Genomic DNA, 25,778 nt, shown 5'->3' with positions numbered 1-25,778 from the left:
ACGCCGGGCCGAGAAGGGCGTCGCAGCACGCCAGAGCCCGGGGTGGGCCGTGACCTCCAGGTCAGAACAGCGTGCCGACCTCGGGGCCGTCGAGCTCGGCGACCAGCTCGGGCCCGTTGTTGCGGACGTTGCTGACGTCGGTCGGAACGGGATAGGCGCGCATCAGCCCGGTCGGCGGCGGCGTCAGCAGCGCGGTCAGCTCGTCGGGGTCGTTGCGGGCCGGGTCGAGCCAGGCGTCCCAGCGGTCCGGCGTCAGCACCAGCGGCATCCGGGGGTGGATGTCGGCCAGCGACTGCGGGCCCTCGCCACCGGTGGCCCCGGCCAGCGGTGTGGTCTCGGCCTCGGTGGTCACGACCGTGCAGGTCACCCACCAGGCCAGGGGGTGGTCGCCGGGCAGCGTCCGGTCCCGCCAGAACTCGTACAGCCCGGCCATCGCCATCACCGAGCCGTCCGCGGGCGTCACGAAGTACGGCTGCTTGCGGGGCCGCTTCTTCCTGCCCTGCTCCTCCAGCTGCCGCTCCGCGGCGTCGGTGACCCACTCGAAGTAGCCGTCGCCGGGGAGCAGACAGCGGCGGGCCGCGAAGGCCTGCCGGAAGGACGGCTTCTCATGCACCGTCTCGGCCCGCGCATTGATCATCTTCGCCGCGGCCTCGGGTGATTTCGACCACGACGGGACCAGGCCCCACTTCAGCGTTCGCAGCTGGCGCACCGGGCCCGGCGGGAAACCGGCCGCCGCCTCGCCCTTGAGGGGACGTTCGAGCACCGCGTGCACGGTGTCCGTCGGAGCGACGTTCCAACTGGGCGCCAAGGTCTCCTTCGGCTCCCACTGCTCAACGCCGAACAGCCCCACCAGGTCCTCGGGGCGTCGGCTCGCTGCATACCTACCGCACATGCATGCCACACTGCCATGCCACACGAAGGGGAGACATGGACACCGACCACCTCACCGACATATGGGGCCGAGTCTTCGGGACCCAGCCCGCCCCGTCGATCTGGCTGGTGATCGTCACAGCGGTGCTCGCGCTGGGCGCCGTCGTCCCGCACACCGCCTGGCGGCTGTCGCGGAACGCCGTCACCATCGCGCACGAGGGCGGGCACGGGCTGATCGCACTGGTCACCGGCCGCCGCCTGGACGGCATCCGGCTGCACTCGGACACCTCGGGTCTGACCGTTTCGCGTGGCAAGCCGACCGGTCTCGGCATGGTGCTGACCGCCGCGGCCGGCTATATCGCGCCGTCCCTGCTGGGCCTGGCGGGCGCCGCGCTGCTCGCCGCGGGGCACATCACGGCGCTGCTGTGGGGCGCCACCGCGCTGCTCCTGGCGATGCTGATCATGATCCGTAACGCCTATGGCGTACTCACCGTCGTGCTGTCCGGCGCCGCGTTCCTGCTGGTCTCCTGGCTGACGACGGCGGATGTGCAGGCGGCGTTCGCGTATGCGGTGGTGTGGTTCCTGCTGCTGGGCGGGGTACGGCCGCCGTTCGAGGTGCAGGGCAAGCGGCGCCGGGGCGGAGCGGTGGATTCCGATCCGGACCAGCTGGCCCGCCTGACCCATGTCCCGGCGGCCGTGTGGCTCGGCCTCTTCCATGTGGTGACGCTGTGCTCCCTGATAGGCGGCGGGCGCTGGATGCTCGGCCTCTGACGCCGACCGCGTCCGGTTCCGGTACTCCGGTGCCCGGTATTTCCGCCGCATTTGCGCTACTAGCACGCGAGCGCGTTACCAGTGCCGTGTTTCGCATAGGTTGCGCCACTTTTGATCAAGATCGGCACCCTTGCCCAGCCATTAAAGTAAGGGCATGACCGAGAGCCCCGCACACCCCGCCCTGTGGCCCGCCCCCCTCGCCTCCGGGGCGGTCGATGCAACCGTCACCGTGCCCGGCTCCAAATCGGTCACCAACCGCGGCCTGGTACTGGCCGCCCTGTCCTCCGAGCCCGGCTGGCTGCGCCGCCCGCTGCGCTCCCGCGACACGCTCCTGATGGCCGAGGCCCTGCGCACCATGGGCGTCGGCATCGAGGAGACCGCCTCCTCCAGCTCCGCCGGCTCCGCGGACGCCGCCGATCAGCCCGGTGGCGGTGAGGCCTGGCGGATCATCCCGGCAGGGCTGCACGGCCCGGCCACCATCGACGTCGGCAATGCCGGAACGGTCATGCGCTTCCTGCCGCCGGTCGCCGCGCTCGCCGACGGCCCGATCCGCTTCGACGGCGACCCGCGCTCCTACGAGCGCCCGCTCGGCGGCGTCATCGACGCACTGCGCACCCTGGGCGCCCGGATCGACGACGACAACCGCGGTGCGCTGCCGATGACGGTCTTCGGCGGCGGTGCCCTGGACGGCGGCCCGGTCGAGATCGACGCGTCCTCGTCCTCCCAGTTCGTCAGCGCCCTGCTGCTGTCCGCCCCGCGCTTCAACCAGGGCGTCGAGGTACGGCACGTCGGCGCGGCACTGCCCTCCATGCCGCACATCCGGATGACCGTCGACATGCTGCGCAGCGTCGGCGCGCAGGTGGACACCCCGGAGGCGGGCGGTGAGCCGAATGTCTGGCGGGTCACGCCGGGCGCGCTGCTCGGCCGCGATCTGGTCGTCGAGCCGGATCTGTCCAACGCCCAGCCGTTCCTGGCCGCCGCGCTGGTCACCGGCGGCCGGGTCACCATCCCGGACTGGCCCGAGCACACCACCCAGCCCGGTGACGCGCTGCGCGAGATCTTCACGACCATGGGCGGCAGCTGCGAGCTGAACGACCACGGCCTGACCTTCACCGGCAGCGGCCGCATCCACGGCATCGACGTCGACCTGAGCGAGGTCGGCGAGCTGACCCCGGGCATCGCCGCGGTCGCCGCGCTGGCCGACTCCCCCTCCACCCTGCGCGGGGTGGCGCACCTGCGGCTGCACGAAACCGACCGGCTGGCCGCGCTCACCAAGGAGCTCAACGAGCTCGGCGGCGATGTCACCGAGACCGCGGACGGTCTGCACATCAGGCCGCGCCCGCTGCACGGCGGGATCTTCCACACCTACGAGGACCACCGGCTGGCCACCGCGGCCGCCGTCATCGGCCTGGCCGTCGAGGGCGTGGAGGTGGAGAACGTCGCCACCACCGCCAAGACCCTGCCCGACTTCCCCGCGATGTGGACGGACATGCTCGATCCGGCAGCCGTCCCCACCCGGAGAGCCTGAGGGGTATCGCCGCCATGCGCCGCTACGGCAAGAACCCCGATGAGGACGACATCCGTGTCCGCCCCAACCCCAAGGGCAACCGCCCCCGTACGAACATCCGCCCCAAGCACGAGGACGCCGGCGAGGGCCTGGTCCTGACCGTCGACCGCGGCCGGCTGACCTGCCTCATCGAGGGACGTACGGTCACCGCGATGAAGGCCCGCGAACTGGGCCGCAAGAGCGCGGTGGTCGGCGACCGGGTCGCCGTCGTCGGCGATCTGACCGGCACCAAGGACACCCTCGCCCGGATCGTCCGGGTCGAGCCGCGCAGCTCGACACTGCGCCGTACGGCCGATGACGACGACCCGTACGAGCGGGTCGTGGTCGCCAACGCCGACCAGCTCGCGATCGTCACCGCGCTCGCCGACCCCGAACCGCGCCCCCGGCTCATCGACCGCTGTCTGGTCGCCGCCTACGACGCGGGCCTCGACCCGCTGCTGGTGCTGACCAAGTCCGATCTGGCGTCCGCGGACGCCCTGTTGGAGTCCTACGGCGCGCTCGGTGTCCCCTACCTCGTCACCAACCGCGACGAACTCGCCGACGGCAGCGCCGCCGAGCGGGTCAGGGCGACGCTGACGGGCCGTATGACGGCGTTCGTCGGGCACTCCGGTGTGGGAAAGACGACGCTGGTCAACGCGCTGGTCCCGGAGCGCCGTCGGGCCACCGGACATGTCAATGCGGTCACCGGCCGCGGCCGTCACACCACCACCTCCGCGCTGGCGCTGCCGCTGCCCGGCGACTCGGGCTGGGTGATCGACACCCCGGGAGTCCGCTCCTTCGGGCTGCACCACGTCGACCCGTCCCGGGTCATCCTCGCCTTCCCCGACCTCGTCCCGGGCACCGCCGAATGCCCGCGCGCATGCAGCCACGACGAACCGGACTGTGCGCTGGACGCATGGGTCACCGACGGCCACGCCGATCCGGCCCGCCTCTATTCGCTGCGCCGTCTGCTGGCCACCCGCGAACGACGCGAGGGCGACTGATCGCCGACGTTTGCTGCCGCCCGTCCGAGGTAAATGCATAATCACACCAAGGCTGGCGAACTGGTCACCAGGCCCTGATCGCCCGGACGGGGCCCCAGATGAGTGACACGAAGTCCCGTCGTCACTCATCCAGCTGACGGAGGCAATGGGTCATGGCGTGGCTGCTGGTCGTGGTGGCGGGGATCCTGGAGACCGGCTTCGCGGTCTGCCTCAAGCTCTCGCACGGCTTCACCCGCCTCTTCCCGACCATCGCCTTCGCGGCCTTCGCCCTCGGCAGCTTCGGCCTGCTGACGCTGGCGCTGCGCAAGCTCGACGTCGGCCCGGCGTACGCGGTGTGGACCGGCATCGGCGCGGCCGGTACGGCGATCTACGGCATGATCTTCCTCGGTGACCTGGTCTCCACCCTGAAGATCGTCTCCATCACGATGGTCATCGTGGGCGTGATCGGGCTGCAGCTGTCCGGCTCGGCGCACTGAGGACCGACCCCGTCCTCCGCTGCCTCCGTACGGCCTTCGCCGCCATGACGGTCCGTCAGCCCCCGTCGCCCGGCTCCGTACCGCCCGGCAGCTGCGCGAAGGCACCCCGTACGAGCCGGGACACCGCCTCCGTCTCCGCCTCCGGGCGCGTGCGCTGTGCCGGTACGCGTCCCGGTTCCGGCGCCGCCGTGGCCACCGGGGCGACCACACAGGACAGCGTCAGCCGCGCCGCGGTCTCGCAGACGCTGCCCAGCGCGGGCAGCTCTTCCTTGGGCCAGCCGGGCTCCAGCGCGGCGACCGCCTGATCACAGAACCGGCCGACGAGCTCGGCGGGCCCCGGCAGCGGCCCCTCGCCCGACGACGCGGCACGCTGCGCGGGTACCCCGGACCGGGCGGCCCGTAGGGGCGCGCGGTCCGCCGACGCCCCCGACGGGGTCGGCAGCCGGTCGCCCCAGCAGCCGGTCAGCGCTGCCCTGACCAGGGGGTTGGCACGTGCGGTACGCAGTGTCCAGGCGGCCGCCGCCACCACCCGGGCCGCCGCATCACCCCGCGTCCCGGCGGCCGGAGCGCCGCCCCGGGCCAGCGCCCTGGCGACCCCGGCGAGGTAGTTGTCGGTCTCCCGGCGGACCAGGGCCCGGGCCAGCCCCTCCTTGCTGCCGAACTCGTTGTAGAGCGTCTGCCGGGAGACCCCGGCCGCGGCCGCGACATCGACCATCCGTACGGCCGCCCAGGCCCGGTTCGCGAGCGCCGTATAAGCGGCATCCAGCAAGGATTCACGCGCTGCGGGCATCCATCGCCTCCCCTGCCGCCGGCCCAGGTGGCCGGTGTGCGCACAGAATTGACGCGGTATCAGGCACTGTCAAGGGTCGTCGCAGCAAGGCTCACCCGCCGGACGGGGGTCGCCACACGCCGGGCCGGGCATGGCCATGTGGCTCCTGCGTATACCAATGGATACTGTTCGCACATGCCCGACTATCACGATGATCTTCGCCTCGGCCATGTTCTCGCGGACGCCGCGGACGCCGCCACCATGGAGCGGTTCAAGGCGCTCGACCTCAAGGTCGAGACCAAACCGGACATGACTCCGGTGAGCGAGGCGGACAAGGCCGCCGAGGAGCTGATCCGCGGCCAGCTCCAGCGGGCCCGGCCACGGGACGCGGTGCTCGGCGAGGAGTTCGGCAGCGAGGGGGCGGGGCCGCGCCGCTGGATCATCGACCCGATCGACGGCACGAAGAACTACGTCCGCGGGGTGCCGGTCTGGGCGACACTGATCGCGCTGATGGAGCGCGGCGAGGGCGGCGACCGCCCGGTGGTGGGCATCGTCTCCGCACCGGCGCTGAACCGCCGCTGGTGGGCCGCGGAGGGCCTGGGGGCCTTCACCGGCCGCAGTCTGACCTCCGCCAGCCGGCTGCAGGTCTCGAAGGTCGGCCGCATCCAGGACGCCTCGTTCGCGTACTCCTCGCTGACCGGCTGGGAGGAGCGCGGCAAGCTGCCCGGCTTCCTCGATCTGTCCCGGGACTGCTGGCGCACCCGGGCCTACGGCGACTTCTGGCCGTACATGTTGGTCGCCGAGGGTGCGGTGGACATCTGCGCGGAGCCGGAGCTCTCGCTGTGGGACATGGCGGCCTGTGCGGTGGTCGTGAAGGAGGCGGGCGGGCAGTTCTCCGGTCTGGACGGCAAGCCGGGCCCGCACAGCGGCAACGCGGCGGCCTCCAACGGTCTGCTGCACGAGGATCTGCTGAGCTATCTCGGCGACGCCAAGCACTGACCTGCGACGGGGCGAGCATTCGGACAACCGTCCAACACTTGCCCCTTGTTGCATCCACCGAGGCATGTGAACATGAGAACCCCCCACTTTGTGAACTTGTGAATTCCTTCGCAAGGCACATTCACCAAGGAGGTGGCTCCACTCCATGCCCATGCACGTCAAAGACGCCATGAGCACGGTGGTCCTCACCATCGGGCCCGCTCACACCCTCCGCCAGGCGGCACAGCTGATGGCGGCCCGCCGCATCGGCGCGGCCGTGGTCCTCGACAACGACAACAGCGGCATCGGCATCCTCACCGAGCGCGACATCCTCAATTCGCTCGGCGCGGGCGAGAACCCCGACCGGGAGACGGCCCAGACCCACACCACCTCGGACGTGGTTTTCGCCGCTCCGGACTGGACCCTGGACGATGCCGCGGACGCCATGGTGCGCGGCGGTTTCCGCCATCTGATCGTGCTGAACGACCACGAACCGGTCGGCGTCGTGTCCGTACGCGACATCATCCGCTGCTGGTCGACCGCCGCGGAGCGGGCCCGCGCCGTACCCGCCTGAGCCGCGAACGCCCCAGAGGCCGGACGCACGAAGAGGCCGGAGCCCCTTGGCATCCGGCCTCTTCGGTTGTTACGGCAAGCGACAATTGAGCAACCCCCACGGCACGCAACCACTTCCGCGAGAGCGGATGGGGGCACCTCCCAGCGTTAGCTGGGGGAGGTTTAGCCGCAAAGGGGGCGCGTCAGCCGCGCAGGGCCTGGACCGCGGCTTCCAGCCGCTTGCCGTAGTCCGCATCCGCCTTGCGGAAGTTCTCGATCGCCCGCTGGGCGATGTCGTCGCGGGAGACCTGGGAGATGAAGCCCGCCAGGTTGTTGATCAGGCGCTCCTTCTCCTCCTCCGACATCAGGCGGTAGAGGTTGCCGGCCTGCACGAAGTCGTCGTCCTCGGCGTGCGAGGGCGCCACGTGATCGCCGGTCGCGCCGGTCACGGGAGCCGCCTGCCACAGCGGCCGGCCGGTCTCGACAGGGCCGCCGAAGCTGTTGGGCTCGTAGTTCTTCTGCCCGCCGTGGCGGCCGTCGTAGAGCGCGCCGTCGCGGCCGTGGCTGCGCGCCTCGGTGGCGTGCGGGCGGTTGACCGGCAGGTGGTCGGCGTTGATGCCGACGCGGTAGCGGTGCGCGTCGCCGTAGGCGAAGAGGCGGCCCTGGAGCATCTTGTCGGGGGACGGCCCGATACCCGGCACGAAGTGGTGCGGGGAGAAGATCGACTGCTCGACCTCCGCGAAGATGTTCTGGGGGTTGCGGTTGAGCTCCAGCTTGCCGATCTCGATCGGCGGGTAGTCCTCGTGCGGCCAGACCTTGGTCAGGTCGAACGGGTTGAAGCGGTAGTTCGCCGCCTCCTCGGCAGGCATGATCTGCACCTGCACGGTCCAGGTCGGGAAGTCGCCCCGCTCGATGGCCGTGCGCAGGTCACGCTGGTGGCTGTCCGGGTCCTGGCCGGCCAGCACCGCGGCCTCTTCCGAGGTCAGGTTCTTGATGCCCTGGTCGGTCTTGAAGTGGTACTTGACCCAGAAGACCTCGCCGGCGTCGTTGTTCCACTGGAAGGTGTGCGAGCCGTAGCCATTGAGGTGGCGGTACGAGGCGGGGATGCCACGGTCGCCGAACAGCCAGGTGACCTGGTGGGTGGACTCGGGCGAGAGGCCCCAGAAGTCCCAGACGTTGTCCGCCTCCTGCGAGCCGGTGTACGGGTCGCGCTTCTGGGTGTGGATGAAGTCGGGGAACTTGATGGCGTCCTTGATGAAGAACACCGGGGTGTTGTTGCCGACGAGGTCGTAATTGCCCTCTTCGGTGTAGAACTTCAGCGCGAAGCCGCGGGGGTCACGCACCGCGTCGGCCGCACCGAGGTTGCCCGCGACGGTGGAGAAGCGCAGGAAGGTCTCGGTCTGCTTGCCGACCTCGGAGAGGAACTTGGCGCGGGTGTACTTGGTCACGTCCGCGGTCACCGTGAACGTGCCGTACGCGCCGGCGCCGCGGGCGTGCACGATGCGCTCCGGGATGCGCTCACGGTTGAAGTGCGCGAGCTTCTCTATCAGGAGCTGGTCCTGGATGAGGCCGGGGCCGCCGATGCCCGCCGTCTCGCTGTTCTGGTTGTCCCCGACCGGAGCCCCGGACTCCGTGGTCAGCGGTCCGGTGGTGCTCTCTACCGACACGTGCGCCTCCTGAAAGTCTTCTACACCTGCCCTTGGCCTGCGCCGATCACGATCCTACATTGGACAATGTCTAAGTCAAGAAGCACCCGAAACTCGTACACGATCCGGTGATGGACCGGCCACTGCTACCCTGGCTCTATCTGACTGATAGGTGATTGGCATGAGTGACCTGCTGGAACGGCTCCGTGGACGCGGCTGGCGGCTGACCGCGCAGCGACGCGTTGTCGCGGAGGTCCTCGACGGGGACCACGTCCACTACACCGCCGATGAAGTGCACGCGCTGGCGTCCGACCGGCTTCCCGAGATCTCCCGCGCCACGGTCTACAACACCCTGGGCGAGCTGGTCTCGCTCGGCGAGGTGATCGAGGTGAGCACGGACGGCCGGGCCAAGCGCTACGACCCCAACGCCCACCACGACCACCAGCACCTCGTCTGCTCGCAGTGCGGCACGATCCGCGATGTGCACGTCCAGGGCGACCCGCTCTCCGCCCTGCCCGAGCCGGAGCGCTACGGCTTCCAGGTCTCCGAGGTCACCGTGACCTACCGGGGCATCTGCCCCCACTGCAACTCCACCTCCTGACGCACCCGGGCACCGGCCCCCGTCCGGGCCACCCCCCACAGCGCCACCCGCCCGGCCCCGCACTCCGCACACCAGCCCGCGTCCACCCGGCCGCGGGCTCCTCCGTGTGCCCTGAGAGCACCGGCCGACGCCCTCCCGGCGACCGGCTCCCTCTCGCGCCCGTACGGCCGCCCGCATCTCCCGCCCGTACGGCCGCCCGCCCGGAACCCCGCCCCCGCGAAGCGACCCACACCCCCGGGACCCCCGCCCCACACCAGTCACCCACACCCGCACACCCCCTTGCCCGTATCTGACGACCCGTCATATCGTCTTGCGCGCCGCGCTTTTCGGCCATGGGTTCCGACCGGGCCCGGGCCCGCACCCCGGCGGCACCCTGTCCGCACTCCGCAAGGAGCACCCCGTGGGAGAGCCGCACCCTTCCCCCGCAGCGCCCAGCCCGCCCGACGACCCACCCGCCGATGCGTCCGCCGACCCGTCCGCCGAACCGTCCACCCGCCCACCGGCTGTGCGCGCCCGCGCCCTGGCCCGGTCGTTCGGCCGCGGCAGCAAGGCGCTGGCCGCGCTCGGCCCCGTCGACGTCGATATCGCGCCCGGCGAATTCGTCTGCGTCGTCGGCCCGTCCGGCTGCGGCAAGTCGACCCTGCTGCGCATCGCCGCCGGCCTGCTGCGCCCCAGTGCGGGCGAGCTGGAACTGCGGGCGAGCGCCGACCGCCCGGCCGCGATGATCTTCCAGGACTACGGCATCTACGACTGGAAGACCGTGCTGGCCAACGTCCGCTTCGGCCTCGACATCCAGCGCGTGCCCCGCAAGGAGGCCGACGAACGGGCCCGCTCCTGGCTCGCCCGGATGGGGCTGGCCGATTTCGCCGGCGCCTATCCGGCCGCCCTCTCGGGCGGGATGCGCCAGCGCGTCGCCATCGCCCGCGCGCTCGCCGTGGAGCCCGAGATCCTGCTGATGGACGAGCCGTTCGCGGCGCTGGACGCCCAGCTGCGCACCATCCTCCAGGACGAGCTGCTCGACCTCACCCAAACCACCCGCACCACCACCCTCTTCATCACCCACAGCCTCGAAGAGGCCCTGGTGCTCGGCGACCGGGTCCTGGTGATGTCCGCCCGGCCCGGCCGGATCATCGCCGAACGCCGCCCGCCCTTCGGCCGCCCCCGCACCGGCGAGGTCCGCGCCACCCCCGAATTCACCGCCCTGAAGGCCGAGTTGTGGCAGCTGCTGCGCGGCGAGGTCGACGGCCGCGCCGACACCGGCCCGTCGCACCCGACCACCAAGGGGGCCGTACCCGCATGACCACCACCCTTCACCGGCCCGGACCCGGCCACGAGGACGGCCGGCCCACCGCGGCCGACCGCCTCCTGGTCCGCCGCCCCGGCCCCCAGGAGCTCCGCCCCGAACGCACCCACCGCCGCCGGCGCACCCTGGAGATCTCGCTCGCCGTCGCCGTCCCGCTCCTGCTCGTCCTGCTGTGGCAGCTCGCCGCCGACCGGTCCTGGATCGACGACCGCATCTACCCCGCCCCGTCCACGATCCTGGCCGACGGCTGGGACCGCGCACTGGCCGGCGAGCTGTGGCCGGATGTGTGGGCCACCCTCCAGCGGGTGCTGGCCGGCTATGCCATCGGGACCGTCACCGGCTATCTCCTGGGCCTGCTGATGGGCTCCCTGCACCTCGTACGGGCCGCCCTCGAACCGCTCCTGGACGCCCTGTACGTCGTCCCCAAGCTGGCCCTCCTACCGGTCTTCCTCAACATGTTCGGGCTCGGCGAGGGCCCGCAGGTCGCACTCGTCGCCGCCACCGTGTTCTTCTTCGTCTGGATCTCGACCATGGCGGCCGTACTGGCGATCCCCTCGGGGCACCGCGACGCCGGCCAGGTCTTCGGCGCGAGCCCCTGGCAGATGTTCCGGCACGTTCTGCTGCCCGCCTCGCTGCCCGCCGTCCTGGTGGGCGCCCGGATCGCCGCGGGCGTGGCCGTCCTGGTGATCGTCGCCTCGGAGCAGATCGCCGCCACCGACGGCCTGGGCCATCTGATCTTCGACTCCCGTGCCCTGTTCCAGAACGACGTGATGTTCGTCGGCATCGTCTGTGTCGCCGTCCTCGGCGTGCTCTTCTCCGAGCTGGTGCGGCTGGCCGGGCGCTACCTCACCCCCTGGGCACCCCGCGACCGCGGCCGCGCCCAGAGCTGACCCACCGCCCCCTGCGTCCCGTCAGGACGCCGCCTTGCACGGAGGTCCCATGCGCCCCCGCACCACCACCGTCGCCGTGATCGTCGCAGCGCTCGCCCTCAGTGCGGGCTGCGCCGCCGAACAGGACCGCGCCGCCTCCGCCGCGCCGCGCACCATCAAGCCCGTAGCGGGCTGCGGCAAGGCCTCCTGGACCGACCCCGCCGACCTCGCCCCGGGCCGCACACCGGCCCGCTGCGACAAGGACGCCCCGGCCCCCCGCCCCCTCACGAAGCACCGCACGCTCACCGTCGCCACCGGCACCCTCAACGCCGAGTACGTGGCCCCGCTGCGCCTGGCCATCGCCAAGGGCGAGTTCAAGAAGGAGGGCCTGGACGTCCAGCTGAAGGTCCTGCCCACCCCGGAGGCGCTGCCGCTGCTGGCCAAGGGCGATCTGGACGCCCTGTGGGCGGCCCCCGAGGCCGCCGTCGTCAACGGCATCAACGGCGGCTTCGACATCCGCTGGGTGGCCGGCAACTTCTCCCCCGACCCGAAGTCCAAGAGCGGCCTGTGGGTGCGCCTGAAGAACGGGGAGAGCGCCACATCGGCGTCCCTCAAGGGATCGAGGATGGGCACCATGATCGGCAAGGGCTCCGTGATCATGTATCCGATGGACAGGACCTTCGCCGCGCACCACTCCGATATGGACTCCGTCACCTTCCAGCAGCTCGGCTCGTCCGACGTGCTGACCGCCCTGACCGGCGGCGGGGTCGACTCCGCCTGGCTGCTCGACCCGGTCTGGCGGCGGGTCGACGGCGACAGGAAGTACGCGTTCCTCGGCGGCCAGCCCCAGGGCGAACCGCTCGGCGGGGCGCTGTACGGCCCGAATCTGCTCCAGCGGGACCCGGACGCCGGCGTCGCCTTCCTGCGCGCCTATATCCGCACCGTCAACACGTACTTCGCCGGCGACTACAAGGCCGACCCGGCGTTCGTCGCGGAGCTGGCGAAGCTGCTGAAGATCGATGCGAAGATCCTGACCTCGGTGCCGTCGCTCCGGATGGACTGGGAGATCAGAAAGGGCACCGCGGCCCGGCTCCAGAGGGCCTACCGCGACGCCGGCGTCACCAAGGGGGACCCGCTGCCGGAGAACAGGCTCGTCGATCGCGCCCTGTACGCGGAGGCGGTCGGCCACCGGCCGTAAGGTGGGCACGGCACGACGAAGGCCCGGATTCCTGAGAATCCGGGCCTTCGTCTTTGAGTAGCGGGGACAGGATTTGAACCTGCGACCTCTGGGTTATGAGCCCAGCGAGCTACCGAGCTGCTCCACCCCGCGTCGTTGTGCCCTTACTCTAACCCTGGGCCGACGACCAGCGCAAATCCCTTCCCCACAGGGCCCAGGGCCGGGGCCGGCAGACCCGCCCCCCGGGCCCGGGTGTGCCTGCCGCGCCCTAGGCACTGAGCTCCTCCTGGAGCGCCGTACGCAGCCGTGCCGCGCGCTCCGCCACCTCCGGCGGGCCCATCTCGACGGCGCGCGCACACCAGGTCTGCGCCTCGGCGAGCGCGCCGCGCCGGGCGGCGAGCAGCGCCAGCCGCAGAGCCGCCCGGCCGTGACCGCCCTCGGCGGCCCGCTGCCACCACAGGGCCGCCTCGGGGAGGCTGCCCTCGCGGGCCAGCAGCAGCCCGAGGTTGAAGGCGCCGTTGCGGCTGCCGGCCTCGGCCGCCGCGCGGTACCACTCGGAGGCCTCCACGGCATCCCCGCGAGCCGCCGCGAACATGCCGACCCGGACCTGGGCGCGGCGGTGGCCCTGCCGCGCGGCCCGCTCGTACCACTGTGTGCTCTCGTCGTCCGCAGTCCGCTCGCTGTCCGGCACACCCTCGCCCGCCGCCGCGGCCCTGCGGTCCAGGAGGTCCGCGAGCCGGAACGCCGCCTCGGCGCTGCCGCCGCCGGCCGCACAGCGCAGATTGCGCTCCGCGTCCTGCAGCTCACCGTCCCGCAGCTGCACGATGGCGACCTGCAGCGCCGCCTCGGTGTGCCCGGCCGCGGCCGCTCGCTCGTACCAGGCGTGCGCCGTACGCTCCGCACCGCGCCCGGCGAAGAGAATCCCGAGGTTGAACGCGGCATCCACACTGCCCGCCTCGGCCGCCTTGGAGAACCACGGCTCGGCCCCCGAGGCGTCGCCGCGCTGGAGCAGCAGGATGGCCAGCGCGTTGGCGGCCTCGCGGTGCCCGGCGTAGGCGGCCCGGCGGTACCACTGCTCACCGCGCCCGGGCCGGCCCTGCTCGGCGCACAACAGCCCGATGTTGTAGGCGCCGTTGACGTCCCCGGCGTCCAGCGCGGCGCGGTACCAGCGCTCGGCGGTCTGCAGTTCACCGCGGTCGGCGTGCAGCGCGCCCAGCGCATTGGCAGCGTTGCCATCGCCGTCCTGGGCGGCGCGCCGCCACCATTCCGCGGCGCTCTCCTCGTCGCCGGCGTCCCGCAGCAGGTAGCCCAGCGCACAGGCGGCGCGCGCCTCGCCGTCCTTGGCGGCGGACAGGTACCAGCGGCCCGCCTCCTGGATGTCACCACGCTCCTCCAGGAGGGCGCCCAGCTGCAGCGCGGCCCGCCGGTGGCCACGCGCGGCGGCCTGGCGGTACCACTGCTCGGCCTCCGCCTGCTGGGTCAGCTCGCCGTACGCGGCCTTGCGGTCCGCGTCGCGGCCGTCCTCGATGAGCCGGGCGAGGCGGTACGCGGCCTCGCGGTGGCCGCGCTCGGCGGCGGCCCGGAACCAGCGCTCGGCGCCGATGTCGCCGCGGTGCTCCAGCAGGTCGGCGAGGGCGTAGGCGCCCAGGCAGTGGCCGGACTCGGCGGACTGGCGCAGCCAGTACTCGGCGGCCGGCTCGTCGCCGCGCTCGCGGTAGTGCCGGCCGAGGGCGTGCGCTGCGGCGGCGGAACCGGCGACGGCGGCGATGCGCCACCAGCCGCCCGCCTCGTCCGCGTAGCCACGCTGGTGGAGCAGGACGCCGAGGTTGTTGGCCGCGGCACGGTCACCGGCGGCGGCCGCGGAGCGCAGATGCGGCTCGGCACCGTCGAGGTCGCCGCGGCGCAGCAGCATCGCGCCGAGCGCGCTCATGGCGGCGGTGTCGCCCGCCTCGGCGGCACGGCGGTGGCCGCACTCGCTCACGGCATCGGACGCTTCGGCGGCCTCCGCGGCCTCCATCGCGTCCATCTGCAGCTCGGGTTCGCGCCCGTCGTCGGGCGCATGCACAAACCGGTCCGTCTCCAACAACCTTGCCTTGTCCCCCATAAGCCCCATCGTCGCATCACCTGTAACCCGCGTACACCTGGTATACCGCAGCCAGTGAGGTCACTTCAGCGGTTTGTCGACTTCCCGACACGACGACTTGTCAAACTCAAGCACACAGGTTCCCTACATCCCCCCGCACGACCCGGCTTCGGCCAGGATCGACCCGAACGCATGACGAAGGCCCGGATCCTTGAGGATCCAGGCCTTCGGCTTTCCGTAGCGGGGACAGGATTTGAACCTGCGACCTCTGGGTTATGAGCCCAGCGAGCTACCGAGCTGCTCCACCCCGCGTCGTTGTGTCCTCAACCTATCACGGCACCGGGCCGGCCCCGCACCGACGCAGCCCTGCGGCCGCCGGTTCGCACCGACGGCCGCGGGGTTGTGGACATCCTCCGGATCGGCTCAGCCGCCCGGCTTACCGCCCTTCTCGGACGCCTTGGCGGCCCGGTCCAGCGCCGCCTTGAGCTTCTTCTGGGCCTCGCCGTAGGCGCCCCAGTCACCCGAAACGCGCGCCTTCTCGCCGTCCTCGTACGCCTTCTGGGCGTCGGACAGCGCCTGCTGCACCGTCTGGTTGGTCGGCGGCTGCTGACCGGTGTCACCGCCGCCCGGTGGCTTCTCCGTGCCCGTACTGGGCGCCTTCTTGCCGAAGACCACATCCAGCGCGTCCTTGAGGGAGTCCTCCAGGACGGGCTTGTTGTCGCCGTAGCTGACCAACACCTTCTTCAGCAAGGGGTAGTTGGTGTTGGCACCGCGCAGATACACCGGTTCGACGTAGAGCAGTCCGCCGTCCAGTGGCACGGTCAGCAGATTGCCGTACTCGATCTCCGAGTCGCCAAGCTTCTTGAGGATGTTGAGCTCATTGGCGATGTTCGGATCGGAGTTGAACTTCGACTGCACCAGCTGTGGGCCGGGCACCGGTGTCTGCGACGGCAGTTTCAGCAGTCTGATCTTGCCGTAGTCGCTGCTGGTCGCATTGGCGTCGACCGCCATGAACGCGCCGAGGTTGTCGCGCTTGTTGGGCGTGAAGGTGGTCGTCAGCGAGAAGGACTGATCCTTCTGGTCCGGCATCTTCATGCTCAGGTAGTACGGCGGTACGGCGTTGCCCGACTTGGTCGTCGGGTCGTTCGGGATCTGCCAGCGCTCGGAGCCGGTGTAGAAGGTCCCCGGGTCCGTGACGTGGTACGTGGTCAGCAGCTGGCGCTGCACCTTGAAGAGGTCCTGCGGGTAGCGCAGGTGCTCCCGCAGCGACGGGCTGATGGCGCTCTTCTTCTCGACCGTGCCCGGGAACGACTTCATCCAGGTCTTGAGGACCGGGTCCTTCTCGTCCCACTGGTAGAGCTTGACCGAGCCGTCGTAGGCGTCGACGGTCGCCTTGACGGAGTTGCGGATGTAGTTGACCTGGTTCTGCTGGGCCACCACCGCCCGCTGCCCGTCGGTGAGCGAATCGGCCGTGGTGTCCCCGAGCGTGGTGCGCGAGGCGTACGGGTAGCCGTTGCTCGTCGTGTAGGCGTCCACGATCCACTTGATGTGGCCGTCGATGACCGCCGGGTAGGCGTCGCCGTCGATGGTCAGCCAGGGGGCGACGGCTTCGACCCGCTCCTTGGGCGTGCGGTTGTACAGGATCCGCGAGCCCTTGCCGATCGCGCCGGAGTAGAGGATCTGCGGCTCCCCGAACGCCACCGCGTACGCGGCACGGTTGACGGGGTTGGAGAGGTTGACGCCGCTGTTGCCCTTGTAGCTGTAGCTCTTCTCGCCGCTGTCGTCGGAGTAGTCCAGCTCCTTCTGCGGACCGCCGACGATGGAGTACTGCGAGGTCTTCTCTCCGTAGTACACCCGCTGCTGGTACCCGGGGAACTGCCCCTTGGCGGGCAGGTCCGACTCGGTGTACTTCGGACCGCCGCCGTCGGAGGCCTCGGTGCCCTTCGCGGCGACCGCGCCGTAGCCGTGGGTGTACTTGAAGTGGTCGTTGATCCAGTTGCGCTCGGGGATACCGGCGATGTTCAGCTCGCGCAGACCGATGACGGTGTCCTGCTCGGCACCGTCCTTGTCCTTGTACCGGTCGACGTCGAGGGTGGAGGGGAACTGGTAGTAACCCTTCACCTGCTGCTGTTGCTGGAAGGCCGGCGAGACCACGTTCGGGTCGAGCAGCCGCACGCTGGCCGTGGTGTCGGCGTCGTCGCGCAGCCGCTGGCTGTCGTCCTTGTCGGTGGGCTTGTAATCGCCCTTGTACGGCGTGACCTCGGAGTCCTGGATGTCGTACGCGTCCCGGGTCGCCTTGATGTTCTGCTTGATGTACGGCGCTTCCTTGGCCTGCTCGTTCGGCTGGACCTGGAACTTCTGCACGATCGCCGGATACAGCCCGCCGATGAGGATCGCGGAGAGCACCATCAGGCCGAAGCCGATCACCGGCAGCTGCCAGGTGCGCCGCCAGAGGGTGGCGAAGAACAGCACCGCGCAGATCGCCGCGATGAAGAACAGGATGGTCTTCGCCGGCAGATAGGCGTTGGCGTCGACATAGCGCAGGCCGGTCCAGTTGTCGGCCGACTTCAGGCCGCTGGACTTGACCGCGAGTCCGTACCGGTCGAGCCAGTACGCGATCGCCTTGAGCGAGACGAAGATGCCCAGCAGCACCGACAGATGGCCGGTCGCCGCGGCGGTCGCCCGCGAGCCGGGGCTGGTCAGCCGCAGACCGCCGTAGAGGTAGTGCGTCAGCGCCGCGGCGACCAGACACAGCACCGCGGCGGCGAAGCCGAAGCTCAGCAGAAAGCGGTACCAGGGCAGATCGAACGCGTAGAAGGCGACGTCCTTGCCGAACTGCGGGTCCGTCTTGCCGAACTGCACGCCGTTGACCCACTGGAGCCACGTCTGCCACTCACCGGACGCGGAGGCACCGGCGATCAGGCCGATCACCGCGGTGATCGCGATCAACGCCCACTTCTTGAACGGGGCGATGCCCATCCGGTAGCGGTCCAGGCTCTGCTGCTCCATGGACATCGCGCTCAGCGGCGGCCGCAGCCGGTGCGCCAGCCAGATGTTGACGCCGACGGCCACGGCCATCAGGACGCCGAAGAAGAAGAACAGACCGATCTTGGTCCACAGGGTGGTGGTGAAGACCGAGGAGTACTTGACCGAGCGATACCAGAGCCAATCGGTCCAAAATCCCGCAAACATGACGAAGAGCATGGCCAATACGGCCAGCACGCCCAATGTCATGAGCAGGGTCCGGATCCGCCGCGATGGTCGGCCGGCTCTGATCCGTGGCCCTGTCGGGCCTCCGCCGCGGTCCGGCATCTGGAAAGCCAAGGTGCGCACCTCGAAGTTCGCTGTCGTGTGGAGCAGGCCCGGCGATAGTAGGACCCAGTGATGCAACTTACGAAGGCTTTACTCGGTTCCCGATTTCCGGGGTACACAAGGCACGATGTTGAGCATGACCAACCTCCCCGTTGACGGCACCCCCCTGGCCGCCGACCCGCTGACCCGCGCGGTACTCGAAATCGACGAGTACAGCGCCGGGCTCGGCTGGGATCAGCCCGCCCGACTGTTCGCCCTCGTCGACACCGCCAAGCTGCGTGCGCAGGAGCCCTCGCTCGCCGCCCAGCTCGGTATCGACGACTCCACCACCGCTTCCCTGACCCCCGTCGAACAGGACGAGATCCCGGCGGATGTGCCGCTGGACGAGTTCCTCGCCACCATTGCCTGGCCGGACGCCGTCTCCGGCTGCGCGCTGACCGTGGAGCGGCTGATGCTGCCGCCGTCCGCCGAGGACTCCGAGCCCGCGGGCATGGACGAGGCGCAGCTCGCCAAGTGGGTCGCCAAGCACCCGGACCGCCAGGAGGTCCGGATGACGGTGGCCGTGCTGCGGGACGGCTCCCGCGAATCGGCGCTGCGGCTGCGCGAGAAGGACTCCACGTCCGAGGTCCTCACCGGCTCGGCGCTGGTGCCGGGCCTCGCGGAGGCGCTCGCCGCGACCTTCGAGGGCTGACGCCGGGGGTCGGGCGTCGGCGTCCGGCCCCGTGGATCCGGCCTGGGGCTTATCCGCCTCTGATCCGCCCCTGATCCGCCGGACAGCCCCTACGACCGGCCTGCCGGGCTGCAGCTCGGCAGGCCGGCGGTGTCTCCCTTACGGATCTTCTCCAGCGCCTTGACCGCGTCGCCTATGGTCCCGACCTTGACCAGGGTGAGCCCGTGCGGGGTGTCCTTGGCGGCGGTGGCGCAGTTGTCCTTGGGCGTCAGGAAGAACTCCGCGCCCTTGTCGCGGGCACCGACCGTCTTCATCGAAATGCCGCCGATCGGGCCGACGTTGCCCTTGTCGTCGATCGTGCCCGTGCCTGCCACGAACTTGCCGCCCGTCATGTTCCCGGGCGTGAGCTTGTCGACGATGCCCAGCGAGAACATCAGCCCGGCGCTCGGGCCGCCGACATCGGCCAGCTTGACGTCGATGGGGAACGGGAAGATGTGGTCCACCTCGGCCTGGATGCCCACGATGGCGCGGCCGTCGTCCGCCTTCTGCGTGGTGATCGAGACCTGCTTGGCGCCGGCCGTGGGCCGCTTGCCCTGCTTCTCCGCCGCGGCCGCGTCCTTGGCGGGGATGATCGTGAAGACCACCGGCTGACCCGGCTTGTGGCGGGTGACGAGCTTGGCGACGTCACCGGTCCGCTTGACCTCCGTGCCGTCCACCGCCTTGATCACATCGCCGGCGTGCAGCCGCCCGTCGGCCGGCTTGTCCTTGACGACGGAACCGACGACGGTCTGGGTGGCGACCGGGATGTGCAGCTGCTGGAGCGCGGCGACCTTGGCGCTCTCCTGGGACTGGCTGAACTCCTCGGCGTTCTCCTGGTCGGCCTGCTCGGCCGTCTGCCCCTCGGGGTAGAGCGTCTTGTGCGGCACCACGGCGTTGTCGTGGTCGAGCCAGCCGTAGACCGCCTCGAAGAGGTTCATGGTGTAGTCGGGGCCCGTGACGCGGACGGTGGTCATGTTGAGGTGACCGGTCGTCGGATAGGTCTTGTGCCCGGAGATCTGCAGCACCGGCTCGCCGTCGTGCTCACCGAGGGTGTTGACCGTCGGCCCCGGAGACATCTCGGAGTACGGCACGGGGATCAGTACCCCCGCGCAGAGCAGCGCGATCAGCATCAGGGTCGAGGCGAGCAGCGTCGCGGTGCGGCGTGGCATGGAACGACAGTACGGGACGGGTATGACAACCGGCCCGCGGGGCCGTCCGTCCGGGTCCGAACACCCATCCGTGCGTGGTCGCCGCCTCAGGGTGCGGCGGTTGCGGATGCGTACGGACGGCGAACGTCAGGCCGGGTCCGAGGCGGGGTCGGAAACGGAATGCTCTTTTTCCATCGCCTCACGGAACCGGGCGTAGCCCGCGAGCTCCGCGACGTCCCCGGTCTTGCGGTGTCGCAGGGCCCAACTGCTCCACACCGCGGCAATCAGCCCGGCGCCAACCGGAATCAGCAACCAGAGGAGCGCACCCACAGCGACCTCCCAACCCCTTGTTACGACCGCAATCGACCAATAAGCAGATTAACCATCTGACAGGTCAACGCTTACGCCAGGGGGCGGGTTACGCAACCGGAACTCACCGCACCGGTTCGGCTCCTTGTTCGGAAACCGCCACCGCCGGGTGACGAAACCCGCGCCCCACGCTAAGAGGTCCCTACCCACTCCTCGGTTCCGTCAGAGAACGTCTGATGCTTCCAGATGGGTACCTCGTGCTTGAGGTCGTCGATCAGTTTGCGGCAGGCCTCGAACGCCTCGCCCCGGTGCGGGCAGGACACCGCGACGACCACGGCCAGATCTCCGATGCGCAGATCGCCGACCCGGTGGACGGCGGCCAGCGCCCGCACGGGGAAGTCGGCGACGACCTTGTCGGCGATCCGGCGCATCTCCGCCTCGGCGGACGGGTGCGCGGAGTAGCCCAGCCCGTCGACGTCGGCGCCGTTGTCGTGCGAGCGGACCGTGCCGACGAACAGGGCTGTGCCGCCGGCCGCCGCGTCGCCGACGGCGGCGAACACCTCGTCCACGGACAGCGCGGTATCGCGGATCTCCAGGAGCCGGATCGGGTCCGCCGCGGCCTGCTCACCGGGGTGGTCGCGGCCGGGGGTCGGTGGGGTGGGCGTGCCAGACATACCCCCATCGTGCCGTACGGGAGGGGCGCCGGGGAATGGCCGTTTCCGCCGGGCGTCCCTGCCGCCGTATGGAGACTCCTCCAGACGGGCCGGCCCGCGCCGCTCAGATGCGGCGGCGGGCCTTACGGGCGCGCCGCACCAGCGCGGCGGTACCCAGGAGGGCGACGGTCGCACCGGCGGCCCCCGCGGCGGTGGCGTCCTTGCGGCCCAGCCTGCGGCCGGCGACGGTGTGCCGTCCGGCGACCTCCTCCAGGAGCTCGGCGAGCACCTCCTCGTTGGTCCGTTGAGGCCGCCAGCCCGCCTCGTGCAGCCGGCTGCCGCTGACCACCCAGGGGTGCATGGTGTACGCGAGGTCCCCGGCGGGCGACGGCGTCAGGCCGATGCGGTGCAGCCGGGCGGCGGCACCCAGGGCCACCGAGGACGGCAGCTCCATGCGCCGGATGCCGGACAGCTCCTCGACCTCCTCCTGCTCCAGCCAGCCGTCGCAGCCCACCGCCAGCTCACCGTCGACCTTCTCCAGGGCGGCGTACTCCAGGGCGCTGACCAGGTCCTCGACGTGGCAGAACTGCCAGGCGGGGCGGGATCCGGCGACGACCAGGAGGCGGGGCGACTCGAAGTAGCGGGTCAGTGCGGTGTCGGTGCCGCCCACCAGGACGGCGGGGCGCAGCACGGTGACGTTCAGACCGGGGTGTGCACGGGGCGCGCGGTGCGCCAGGTGCTCGATCTCCAGGAGGTCGCCGACACCGGTGGCGTCGGCGGTGGCCCGCAGCTCGGCGTCCTCGGCCAGCGGAACATCGTTGTCGGGCAGCGCCCCGTAGACCATGGCGGAGGTGCACAGCACCACCCGGTGGACGCCGGCGGCCGCGGCGGCGGTGAGCACGGTCTGGGTGCCGCGCACGTTGTAGGCGGTGCGGGCCGCGGCGTCGGTCTCCAGGTCGAGGTCGAGCGCGAGGTGGACGACGACGTCCGCGCCGCGCAGTTTGTCGGCGATGGCCGGGTCGCGTACATCCAGGACGTGCCAGTGTGCCTCGGCGACGTCGCCGCGCCGCTCGTCGATGGCCACCACCTCTTTGACCTCGTCGGATGCGACCAGGGCACGGGTGAGCAGCGCACCGACCCCGGACGCGGCTCCGGTGACGGCGACGACGGGCCGGCGCAGCGGCCGGTCCGTGGCACCGCCTGCGATATTGCCTGCCTTCTCAGGCGGGGCCGCAGCGTTTCGCGCTGCGCGAACGGTCGGATCTGGGGAACTCACCGGGCGTCTCCAGCGGTTGTCTTCAGTACGGACGCGTGCTGACGCGTTCGCACCAGGTGACGTCCATCCTGCCGCAGCGACGGGGACAGCGAAGCACCGAGCCCCGAAGCGGCCCGGGTGTCTACGCTGGAGGTGATGTCGGGCAGCCGCCGTCGGCCACCGGGCCGGCGGCCCTACGAGCCGAGGAAACCCGTGAGTGACACCCCATTTGGATTCGGCCTTCCGCCGGAGGAGCCGGAGGACGGCGACAACGGCAAGAAGAAGGGCGGCCAGGGAGGTAGCCAGGGCCCCGCGGACCCGTTCGGGTTCGGCGGCGGGAGCGGCGGCGCGGACAATCCGTTCGCGGCGCTCTTCGGCGGCATGGGCGGCCCTGGCGGCGAAATGAACCCTGGCGACCTGGGAGCCGCCTTCCAGAAGCTCGGCCAGATGCTCTCGTACGAGGGCGGCCCGGTGAACTGGGAGATGGCCAAGGACATCGCGCGGCAGACCGTCGCGCAGGGCGCCGAGGACGGCAGCAAGGACGCGAGCCTGTCGCCGGGTGAGCGCAGTGCGGTCGAGGAGGCCGTGCGGCTGGCGGACCTGTGGCTGGACGGTGTGACGTCGCTGCCGTCGGGCTCCGGCTCGGTGGTGGCCTGGAGCCGTGCCGAGTGGGTCGAGGAGACCCTCCCGGTGTGGAAGGACCTGGTCAATCCGCTCGCCGAGCGTGTCGGAGCGGCGATGGGCGATGTGCTGCCCGGGGAGATGCAGGCCATGGCGGGTCCGCTGCTGGGGATGATGCGCTCCATGGGCGGCGCGATGTTCGGCACCCAGATCGGGCAGGCGCTGGGCGTGCTGGCCAGTGAGGTCGTCGGTTCGACGGACATCGGACTGCCGCTGGGGCCGGCCGGCAAGGCCGCGCTGCTGCCCGGGAACATCGCGACGTTCGGCGCGGGCCTGGGCGTGCCGGAGGACGAGGTGCGGCTGTATCTGGCCCTGCGCGAGGCCGCCCACCAGCGGCTCTTCGCGCATGTGCCGTGGCTGCGCTCGCATCTTTTCGGTGCCGTGGAGGGCTATGCCCGCGGTATCAAGGTCGACACGACCAAGCTGGAGGATGTGGTCGGCCAGATCGATCCGCAGCATCCCGAGGAGCTGCAGAACGCCCTCCAGCAGGGCATGTTCCAGCCCGAGGACACCCCGGAGCAGAAGGCCGCGCTGGCCCGTCTGGAGACCGCGCTCGCGCTCGTCGAGGGCTGGGTGGACGCGGTGGTGCACGCCGCGGCCAAGCCGCATCTGCCGTCGTCGGACAAGCTCCGTGAGACGCTGCGGCGGCGCCGGGCGAGCGGCGGCCCCGCCGAGCAGACGTTCTCGACGCTGATCGGTCTGCAGCTGCGGCCGCGGCGGCTGCGGGACGCCTCGCGGCTGTGGGCGTCGTTGACGGACGCCCGGGGCCTGGAGGGCCGCGACGGTCTGTGGGAGCACCCGGACATGCTGCCGACGGCAGCGGATCTGGACGACCCGGACGGCTTTGTGCACCACGAGCAGATGGACTTCTCCGAGCTCGACAAGATGCTCGGCGAGGCCGCCAGCGGCGGCAAGCCGGATCTGGGCAAGCCCGCCCGGGAGGACGAGGGCCCGGACGAGGCGCCCGGCGACGGCAAGGGTGACAACGACAAGTGAGTCTGCACGCGGATGCGGCGCGGGTGCTCGACGGGTGGCCCGCGCCGTCGCCCGATCAGGAGCAGCTGCGGCTGACGTATCTGGATCATCTCGCCGCCCATCAGGACGGCATGTGGAAGCCCTGCAAGGACGGGCATCTCACGGCGAGCGCGCTGGTGATCGATCCGGTCGGCGGCCGGGTGCTGCTCACGCTGCACCGCAAGCTGGAGATGTGGCTGCAGATGGGCGGCCACTGCGAGCCGGAGGACGCCTCGCTGGCGGACGCGGCGCTGCGTGAGGCGCGTGAGGAGTCGGGGATCGCGCAGGGGCTGACGCTGCTGCCCGGCGGGCCGGTGCGGCTGGACCGTCATCACACGCCCTGCGCGGTCCATCTGGACGTCCAGTATGCGGCGCTGGCGCCCGAGGGCGCGGTCGCGGAGATCAGCGACGAGTCGTTGGACCTGCGGTGGTTCGCGTACGACGAGGTGCCGGGCGTCGCCGATGTGTCGGTGGCGCGCCTGGTGGACCGCGCCCGCGCACTGCTCTAGCCGGCCACCGCCCCTGCTTTGCGCTTCCGGCGCCCGCCCCTTCCCGGGACGGGCGCCGGATGTGCGTCGGCGGTGCGTCAGTTGGTGAAGATGTTGCCCTGGTTCTGTCCCCGGGCGCCCTGCTGGCCCATGCCGAACTGGGCGGCCATTCCGGCGCCGATGTCGGCGTTCTGCGGCGGCAGCAGCTCGCTGGGCTGGACGAGTGCGTAGCCCTGGCCGAGGAAGCTGAGCTCCCAGCCCTCGCCCGTGCCGCCGCGCCGCCGCCACACCCCGGAGGAGTGCGTCTGTGCCTGCATCTGCACCCGCAGCGACGCGGACCAGGCGACCACCGCGTCGGCGTCGGCGTTGACGTACTTGTCGGGCGTGACCTGCATCATCAGCGGCTGGCCGGAGGTCATCAGGACGACCTTGCCCCGCCCGGAGATGTTGAGCTGGTACTTGCCGGTGCCGGAGATGCCGTACTGGCTGTCGACGGAGACGACCTCCCAGTGGAGGCCGGAGTCCAGCGCCAGGACATAGCTGCTGTCGACGGTCAGGCCGTCGTGGTCGACGTCGACGACGTGCACGTACTGGGCGAGGTTGGCCAGATAGACCGTGCCCTGCCCGGAGACGCGCATCAGATCGAGGCCCTCACCGGAGTGCGCGCGGGCACGGTGCTGGCCCGGCGTCTGGTAGTTGCCGTCGAATTCGAGCAGTCCCTGATAGGCGACCATCGAGCCCTTGCGGGCGAGGAGGTCCTCGTGGCCCTGGAGGGCGACGCGCAGCAGCTGGCTGTTCTGCAGGGCGTAGCGGTCCTGGGTCTGTGCCTCGGTGAAGGCGAAAAGCGGACTCTGCATGGCGTGTTCGGTCCTCCCCCTCAGCCCCGGGCCCGGAGCCGGTCGGTGCTGTCTTCGCTGGGCTGGACGACGACGAACCCCTGGCCGGAGAAGCCCAGTTGGTACGCCTCGCCGCTGCCGCGTCCGATCATCGAGGACGCCTTGAAGCTGCGCTTGCCCTTCATCTTCAGGTTCGTCGACCAGGCGACCAGGGCGTCCGGGTCCACGTAGGTCTCGTCCTCGCCGCGGCCGCAGTCGACGACGATGGGCGTGCCGCGGGAGGTCAGCGCGACCCAGCCGGTGCCGGAGATCCCGACGTTGAAGAGTCCCTGGCCGGCGAACTTGGCCATGCCCTTGACGCGCTGCACGCCCCACTGGAGGTGGGCGTCGAAGGCGAGGAGGTTGGTGCCGTTGACGGAGAGCGAGTCGCCGTTGAGGTTGATGCAGACCACGTCGGCGCCGTAGTCGGCGAGGTAGAGCAGGCCGTCGCCGGTGCACTTCATCAGCGGCGCGCCCTCACCGGTGAGCCACTGGGAGGCCATCTGGCGGACGGCGGGCGGGTTGGGCTCGTACTGGACGAAGCCTTCGTAGGCGACCATGGAGCCGGTGCGTGCGAAGACGTCCTGGCCGCTCTGCATGGCGATCTTCACCATGGCGCTGCCGTGGTTCTCCATACGGGCGGCGGGCGGGGTCGGGACATAGCCCGAAAGTTGCTGCTGGTTCATGAT

Annotated in this window: 24 protein-coding genes and 2 tRNA genes; 13 read left to right on the top strand and 13 right to left on the bottom strand. The window is 70.8% G+C overall.

All coding sequences use genetic code 11. The features are described 5' to 3' along the window. Positions 1-61: 61 nt before the first annotated feature. Entirely contained in the window at positions 62-892 is an 831-nt protein-coding gene (locus KI385_RS29750) for an SOS response-associated peptidase (protein WP_238575201.1), read from the bottom strand. Positions 893-927: 35 nt separating this feature from the next. On the opposite strand from KI385_RS29750, the gene KI385_RS29745 reads away from it, so the two are divergent. The 4 genes from KI385_RS29745 (at position 928) to KI385_RS29730 (ending at position 4,667) form a co-directional block, all read left to right on the top strand. Further along, complete coding sequence (locus KI385_RS29745) at positions 928-1,641, top strand: M50 family metallopeptidase (protein ID WP_238575200.1); 714 nt, start codon at positions 928-930, stop codon at positions 1,639-1,641. A gap of 154 nt (positions 1,642-1,795) precedes the next feature. Further along, a complete protein-coding gene (aroA, locus tag KI385_RS29740) occupies positions 1,796-3,169 on the top strand; it encodes a 3-phosphoshikimate 1-carboxyvinyltransferase (RefSeq protein ID WP_238575199.1) in 1,374 nt (457 codons plus the stop codon). A 14-nt stretch (positions 3,170-3,183) separates the two neighbouring features. Beyond that, a complete protein-coding gene (gene rsgA / locus KI385_RS29735; RefSeq protein WP_238575198.1) occupies positions 3,184-4,191 on the top strand; it encodes a ribosome small subunit-dependent GTPase A in 1,008 nt (335 codons plus the stop codon). A gap of 152 nt (positions 4,192-4,343) precedes the next feature. Then, on the top strand, positions 4,344-4,667 hold the full coding sequence (locus tag KI385_RS29730) for a DMT family transporter (protein WP_238575197.1): 324 nt from the start codon (positions 4,344-4,346) through the stop codon (positions 4,665-4,667). A 55-nt stretch (positions 4,668-4,722) separates the two neighbouring features. On the opposite strand, the gene KI385_RS29725 is transcribed toward KI385_RS29730, so the two are convergent. Further along, positions 4,723-5,457 (bottom strand): TetR/AcrR family transcriptional regulator, encoded by a 735-nt coding sequence (locus KI385_RS29725; RefSeq protein WP_238575196.1) that lies wholly within the window; start codon positions 5,455-5,457, stop codon positions 4,723-4,725. A gap of 174 nt (positions 5,458-5,631) precedes the next feature. On the opposite strand from KI385_RS29725, the gene hisN reads away from it, so the two are divergent. Both hisN and KI385_RS29715 read left to right on the top strand, forming a co-directional pair. After that, the gene (gene hisN, locus KI385_RS29720) at positions 5,632-6,435 is read left to right on the top strand and encodes a histidinol-phosphatase (RefSeq protein WP_128511527.1); all 804 of its coding nucleotides are present in this window, start codon (positions 5,632-5,634) and stop codon (positions 6,433-6,435) included. 151 nt (positions 6,436-6,586) lie between these two features. Then, positions 6,587-6,988 (top strand): CBS domain-containing protein, encoded by a 402-nt coding sequence (locus KI385_RS29715; RefSeq protein WP_238577906.1) that lies wholly within the window; start codon positions 6,587-6,589, stop codon positions 6,986-6,988. 181 nt (positions 6,989-7,169) lie between these two features. Here KI385_RS29715 and KI385_RS29710 read toward each other — a convergent pair whose 3' ends face one another. Then, on the bottom strand, positions 7,170-8,633 hold the full coding sequence (locus KI385_RS29710) for a catalase (RefSeq protein WP_238575195.1): 1,464 nt from the start codon (positions 8,631-8,633) through the stop codon (positions 7,170-7,172). A gap of 160 nt (positions 8,634-8,793) precedes the next feature. Here KI385_RS29710 and KI385_RS29705 point away from each other — a divergent pair, with 160 nt between their 5' ends. The 4 genes from KI385_RS29705 (at position 8,794) to KI385_RS29690 (ending at position 12,583) form a co-directional block, all read left to right on the top strand. After that, the gene (locus KI385_RS29705) at positions 8,794-9,213 is read left to right on the top strand and encodes a Fur family transcriptional regulator (protein ID WP_128511525.1); all 420 of its coding nucleotides are present in this window, start codon (positions 8,794-8,796) and stop codon (positions 9,211-9,213) included. A gap of 505 nt (positions 9,214-9,718) precedes the next feature. Beyond that, complete coding sequence (locus KI385_RS29700; protein ID WP_238577905.1) at positions 9,719-10,513, top strand: ABC transporter ATP-binding protein; 795 nt, start codon at positions 9,719-9,721, stop codon at positions 10,511-10,513. After that, complete coding sequence (locus KI385_RS29695) at positions 10,510-11,406, top strand: ABC transporter permease (protein ID WP_238575194.1); 897 nt, start codon at positions 10,510-10,512, stop codon at positions 11,404-11,406. The genes KI385_RS29700 and KI385_RS29695 overlap by 4 nt, the downstream gene beginning before the upstream one ends. 49 nt (positions 11,407-11,455) lie before the next feature. After that, complete coding sequence (locus tag KI385_RS29690; RefSeq protein ID WP_238575193.1) at positions 11,456-12,583, top strand: ABC transporter substrate-binding protein; 1,128 nt, start codon at positions 11,456-11,458, stop codon at positions 12,581-12,583. A gap of 58 nt (positions 12,584-12,641) precedes the next feature. Here the strand turns inward: KI385_RS29690 and KI385_RS29685 are convergent. The 4 genes from KI385_RS29685 to KI385_RS29670 all read right to left on the bottom strand — a co-directional run bounded on the left by KI385_RS29685 (position 12,642) and on the right by KI385_RS29670 (position 17,957). After that, positions 12,642-12,715: transfer RNA gene (locus KI385_RS29685), tRNA-Met, on the bottom strand. 115 nt (positions 12,716-12,830) lie between these two features. Then, positions 12,831-14,675, bottom strand: coding sequence for a tetratricopeptide repeat protein (locus tag KI385_RS29680; RefSeq protein ID WP_238575192.1), 1,845 nt, complete (start codon positions 14,673-14,675; stop codon positions 12,831-12,833). A 208-nt stretch (positions 14,676-14,883) separates the two neighbouring features. Further along, positions 14,884-14,957, bottom strand: a tRNA-Met gene (locus tag KI385_RS29675). A gap of 111 nt (positions 14,958-15,068) precedes the next feature. Beyond that, the gene (locus KI385_RS29670; RefSeq protein ID WP_238577904.1) at positions 15,069-17,957 is read right to left on the bottom strand and encodes a UPF0182 family membrane protein; all 2,889 of its coding nucleotides are present in this window, start codon (positions 17,955-17,957) and stop codon (positions 15,069-15,071) included. 136 nt (positions 17,958-18,093) lie between these two features. Here KI385_RS29670 and KI385_RS29665 point away from each other — a divergent pair, with 136 nt between their 5' ends. After that, complete coding sequence (locus tag KI385_RS29665) at positions 18,094-18,648, top strand: PPA1309 family protein (protein WP_238575191.1); 555 nt, start codon at positions 18,094-18,096, stop codon at positions 18,646-18,648. An 89-nt stretch (positions 18,649-18,737) separates the two neighbouring features. Here the strand turns inward: KI385_RS29665 and KI385_RS29660 are convergent, their stop codons facing one another. The 4 genes from KI385_RS29660 to KI385_RS29645 form a co-directional block, all read right to left on the bottom strand. Continuing rightward, entirely contained in the window at positions 18,738-19,835 is a 1,098-nt protein-coding gene (locus KI385_RS29660) for a YlbL family protein (protein ID WP_238575190.1), read from the bottom strand. Between the two features lie 126 nt (positions 19,836-19,961). After that, the gene (locus KI385_RS29655; RefSeq protein WP_128507010.1) at positions 19,962-20,144 is read right to left on the bottom strand and encodes a hypothetical protein; all 183 of its coding nucleotides are present in this window, start codon (positions 20,142-20,144) and stop codon (positions 19,962-19,964) included. Positions 20,145-20,314: 170 nt separating this feature from the next. After that, entirely contained in the window at positions 20,315-20,797 is a 483-nt protein-coding gene (locus KI385_RS29650) for a molybdenum cofactor biosynthesis protein MoaE (protein ID WP_238575189.1), read from the bottom strand. A 103-nt stretch (positions 20,798-20,900) separates the two neighbouring features. Beyond that, complete coding sequence (locus KI385_RS29645; RefSeq protein WP_238575188.1) at positions 20,901-22,052, bottom strand: SDR family oxidoreductase; 1,152 nt, start codon at positions 22,050-22,052, stop codon at positions 20,901-20,903. 192 nt (positions 22,053-22,244) lie between these two features. On the opposite strand from KI385_RS29645, the gene KI385_RS29640 reads away from it, so the two are divergent. Next, positions 22,245-23,708, top strand: coding sequence for a zinc-dependent metalloprotease (locus KI385_RS29640; protein WP_238575187.1), 1,464 nt, complete (start codon positions 22,245-22,247; stop codon positions 23,706-23,708). Beyond that, positions 23,705-24,235, top strand: coding sequence for an NUDIX hydrolase (locus tag KI385_RS29635; RefSeq protein WP_238575186.1), 531 nt, complete (start codon positions 23,705-23,707; stop codon positions 24,233-24,235). Before KI385_RS29640 ends, KI385_RS29635 begins: the two co-directional genes overlap by 4 nt. Positions 24,236-24,312: 77 nt before the next feature. On the opposite strand, the gene KI385_RS29630 is transcribed toward KI385_RS29635, so the two are convergent. Beyond that, on the bottom strand, positions 24,313-25,071 hold the full coding sequence (locus KI385_RS29630) for an AIM24 family protein (protein WP_238575185.1): 759 nt from the start codon (positions 25,069-25,071) through the stop codon (positions 24,313-24,315). 20 nt (positions 25,072-25,091) lie between these two features. Next, entirely contained in the window at positions 25,092-25,775 is a 684-nt protein-coding gene (locus tag KI385_RS29625) for an AIM24 family protein (RefSeq protein ID WP_238575184.1), read from the bottom strand. Between the last annotated feature and the right edge of the window lie 3 nt (positions 25,776-25,778).

This window comes from Streptomyces inhibens (assembly GCF_022221585.1).
Taxonomy (GTDB): Bacteria; Actinomycetota; Actinomycetes; order Streptomycetales; family Streptomycetaceae; genus Streptomyces; species Streptomyces inhibens.
Note: the sequence above shows the minus strand (reverse complement) of the source record. Positions and strands in the feature narration are given on the sequence as shown.

Coding starts and splice junctions, on each gene's coding strand:
- KI385_RS29750 (WP_238575201.1), bottom strand. CDS start 892: ATGTGCGGTAGGTATGCAGCGAGCCGACGCCCCGAGGACCTGGTGGGG.
- KI385_RS29745 (WP_238575200.1), top strand. CDS start 928: ATGGACACCGACCACCTCACCGACATATGGGGCCGAGTCTTCGGGACC.
- aroA (WP_238575199.1), top strand. CDS start 1,796: ATGACCGAGAGCCCCGCACACCCCGCCCTGTGGCCCGCCCCCCTCGCC.
- rsgA (WP_238575198.1), top strand. CDS start 3,184: ATGCGCCGCTACGGCAAGAACCCCGATGAGGACGACATCCGTGTCCGC.
- KI385_RS29730 (WP_238575197.1), top strand. CDS start 4,344: ATGGCGTGGCTGCTGGTCGTGGTGGCGGGGATCCTGGAGACCGGCTTC.
- KI385_RS29725 (WP_238575196.1), bottom strand. CDS start 5,457: ATGCCCGCAGCGCGTGAATCCTTGCTGGATGCCGCTTATACGGCGCTC.
- hisN (WP_128511527.1), top strand. CDS start 5,632: ATGCCCGACTATCACGATGATCTTCGCCTCGGCCATGTTCTCGCGGAC.
- KI385_RS29715 (WP_238577906.1), top strand. CDS start 6,587: ATGCACGTCAAAGACGCCATGAGCACGGTGGTCCTCACCATCGGGCCC.
- KI385_RS29705 (WP_128511525.1), top strand. CDS start 8,794: ATGAGTGACCTGCTGGAACGGCTCCGTGGACGCGGCTGGCGGCTGACC.
- KI385_RS29695 (WP_238575194.1), top strand. CDS start 10,510: ATGACCACCACCCTTCACCGGCCCGGACCCGGCCACGAGGACGGCCGG.
- KI385_RS29690 (WP_238575193.1), top strand. CDS start 11,456: ATGCGCCCCCGCACCACCACCGTCGCCGTGATCGTCGCAGCGCTCGCC.
- KI385_RS29680 (WP_238575192.1), bottom strand. CDS start 14,675: ATGGGGCTTATGGGGGACAAGGCAAGGTTGTTGGAGACGGACCGGTTT.
- KI385_RS29670 (WP_238577904.1), bottom strand. CDS start 17,957: ATGCCGGACCGCGGCGGAGGCCCGACAGGGCCACGGATCAGAGCCGGC.
- KI385_RS29665 (WP_238575191.1), top strand. CDS start 18,094: ATGACCAACCTCCCCGTTGACGGCACCCCCCTGGCCGCCGACCCGCTG.
- KI385_RS29660 (WP_238575190.1), bottom strand. CDS start 19,835: ATGCCACGCCGCACCGCGACGCTGCTCGCCTCGACCCTGATGCTGATC.
- KI385_RS29650 (WP_238575189.1), bottom strand. CDS start 20,797: ATGTCTGGCACGCCCACCCCACCGACCCCCGGCCGCGACCACCCCGGT.
- KI385_RS29630 (WP_238575185.1), bottom strand. CDS start 25,071: ATGCAGAGTCCGCTTTTCGCCTTCACCGAGGCACAGACCCAGGACCGC.
- KI385_RS29625 (WP_238575184.1), bottom strand. CDS start 25,775: ATGAACCAGCAGCAACTTTCGGGCTATGTCCCGACCCCGCCCGCCGCC.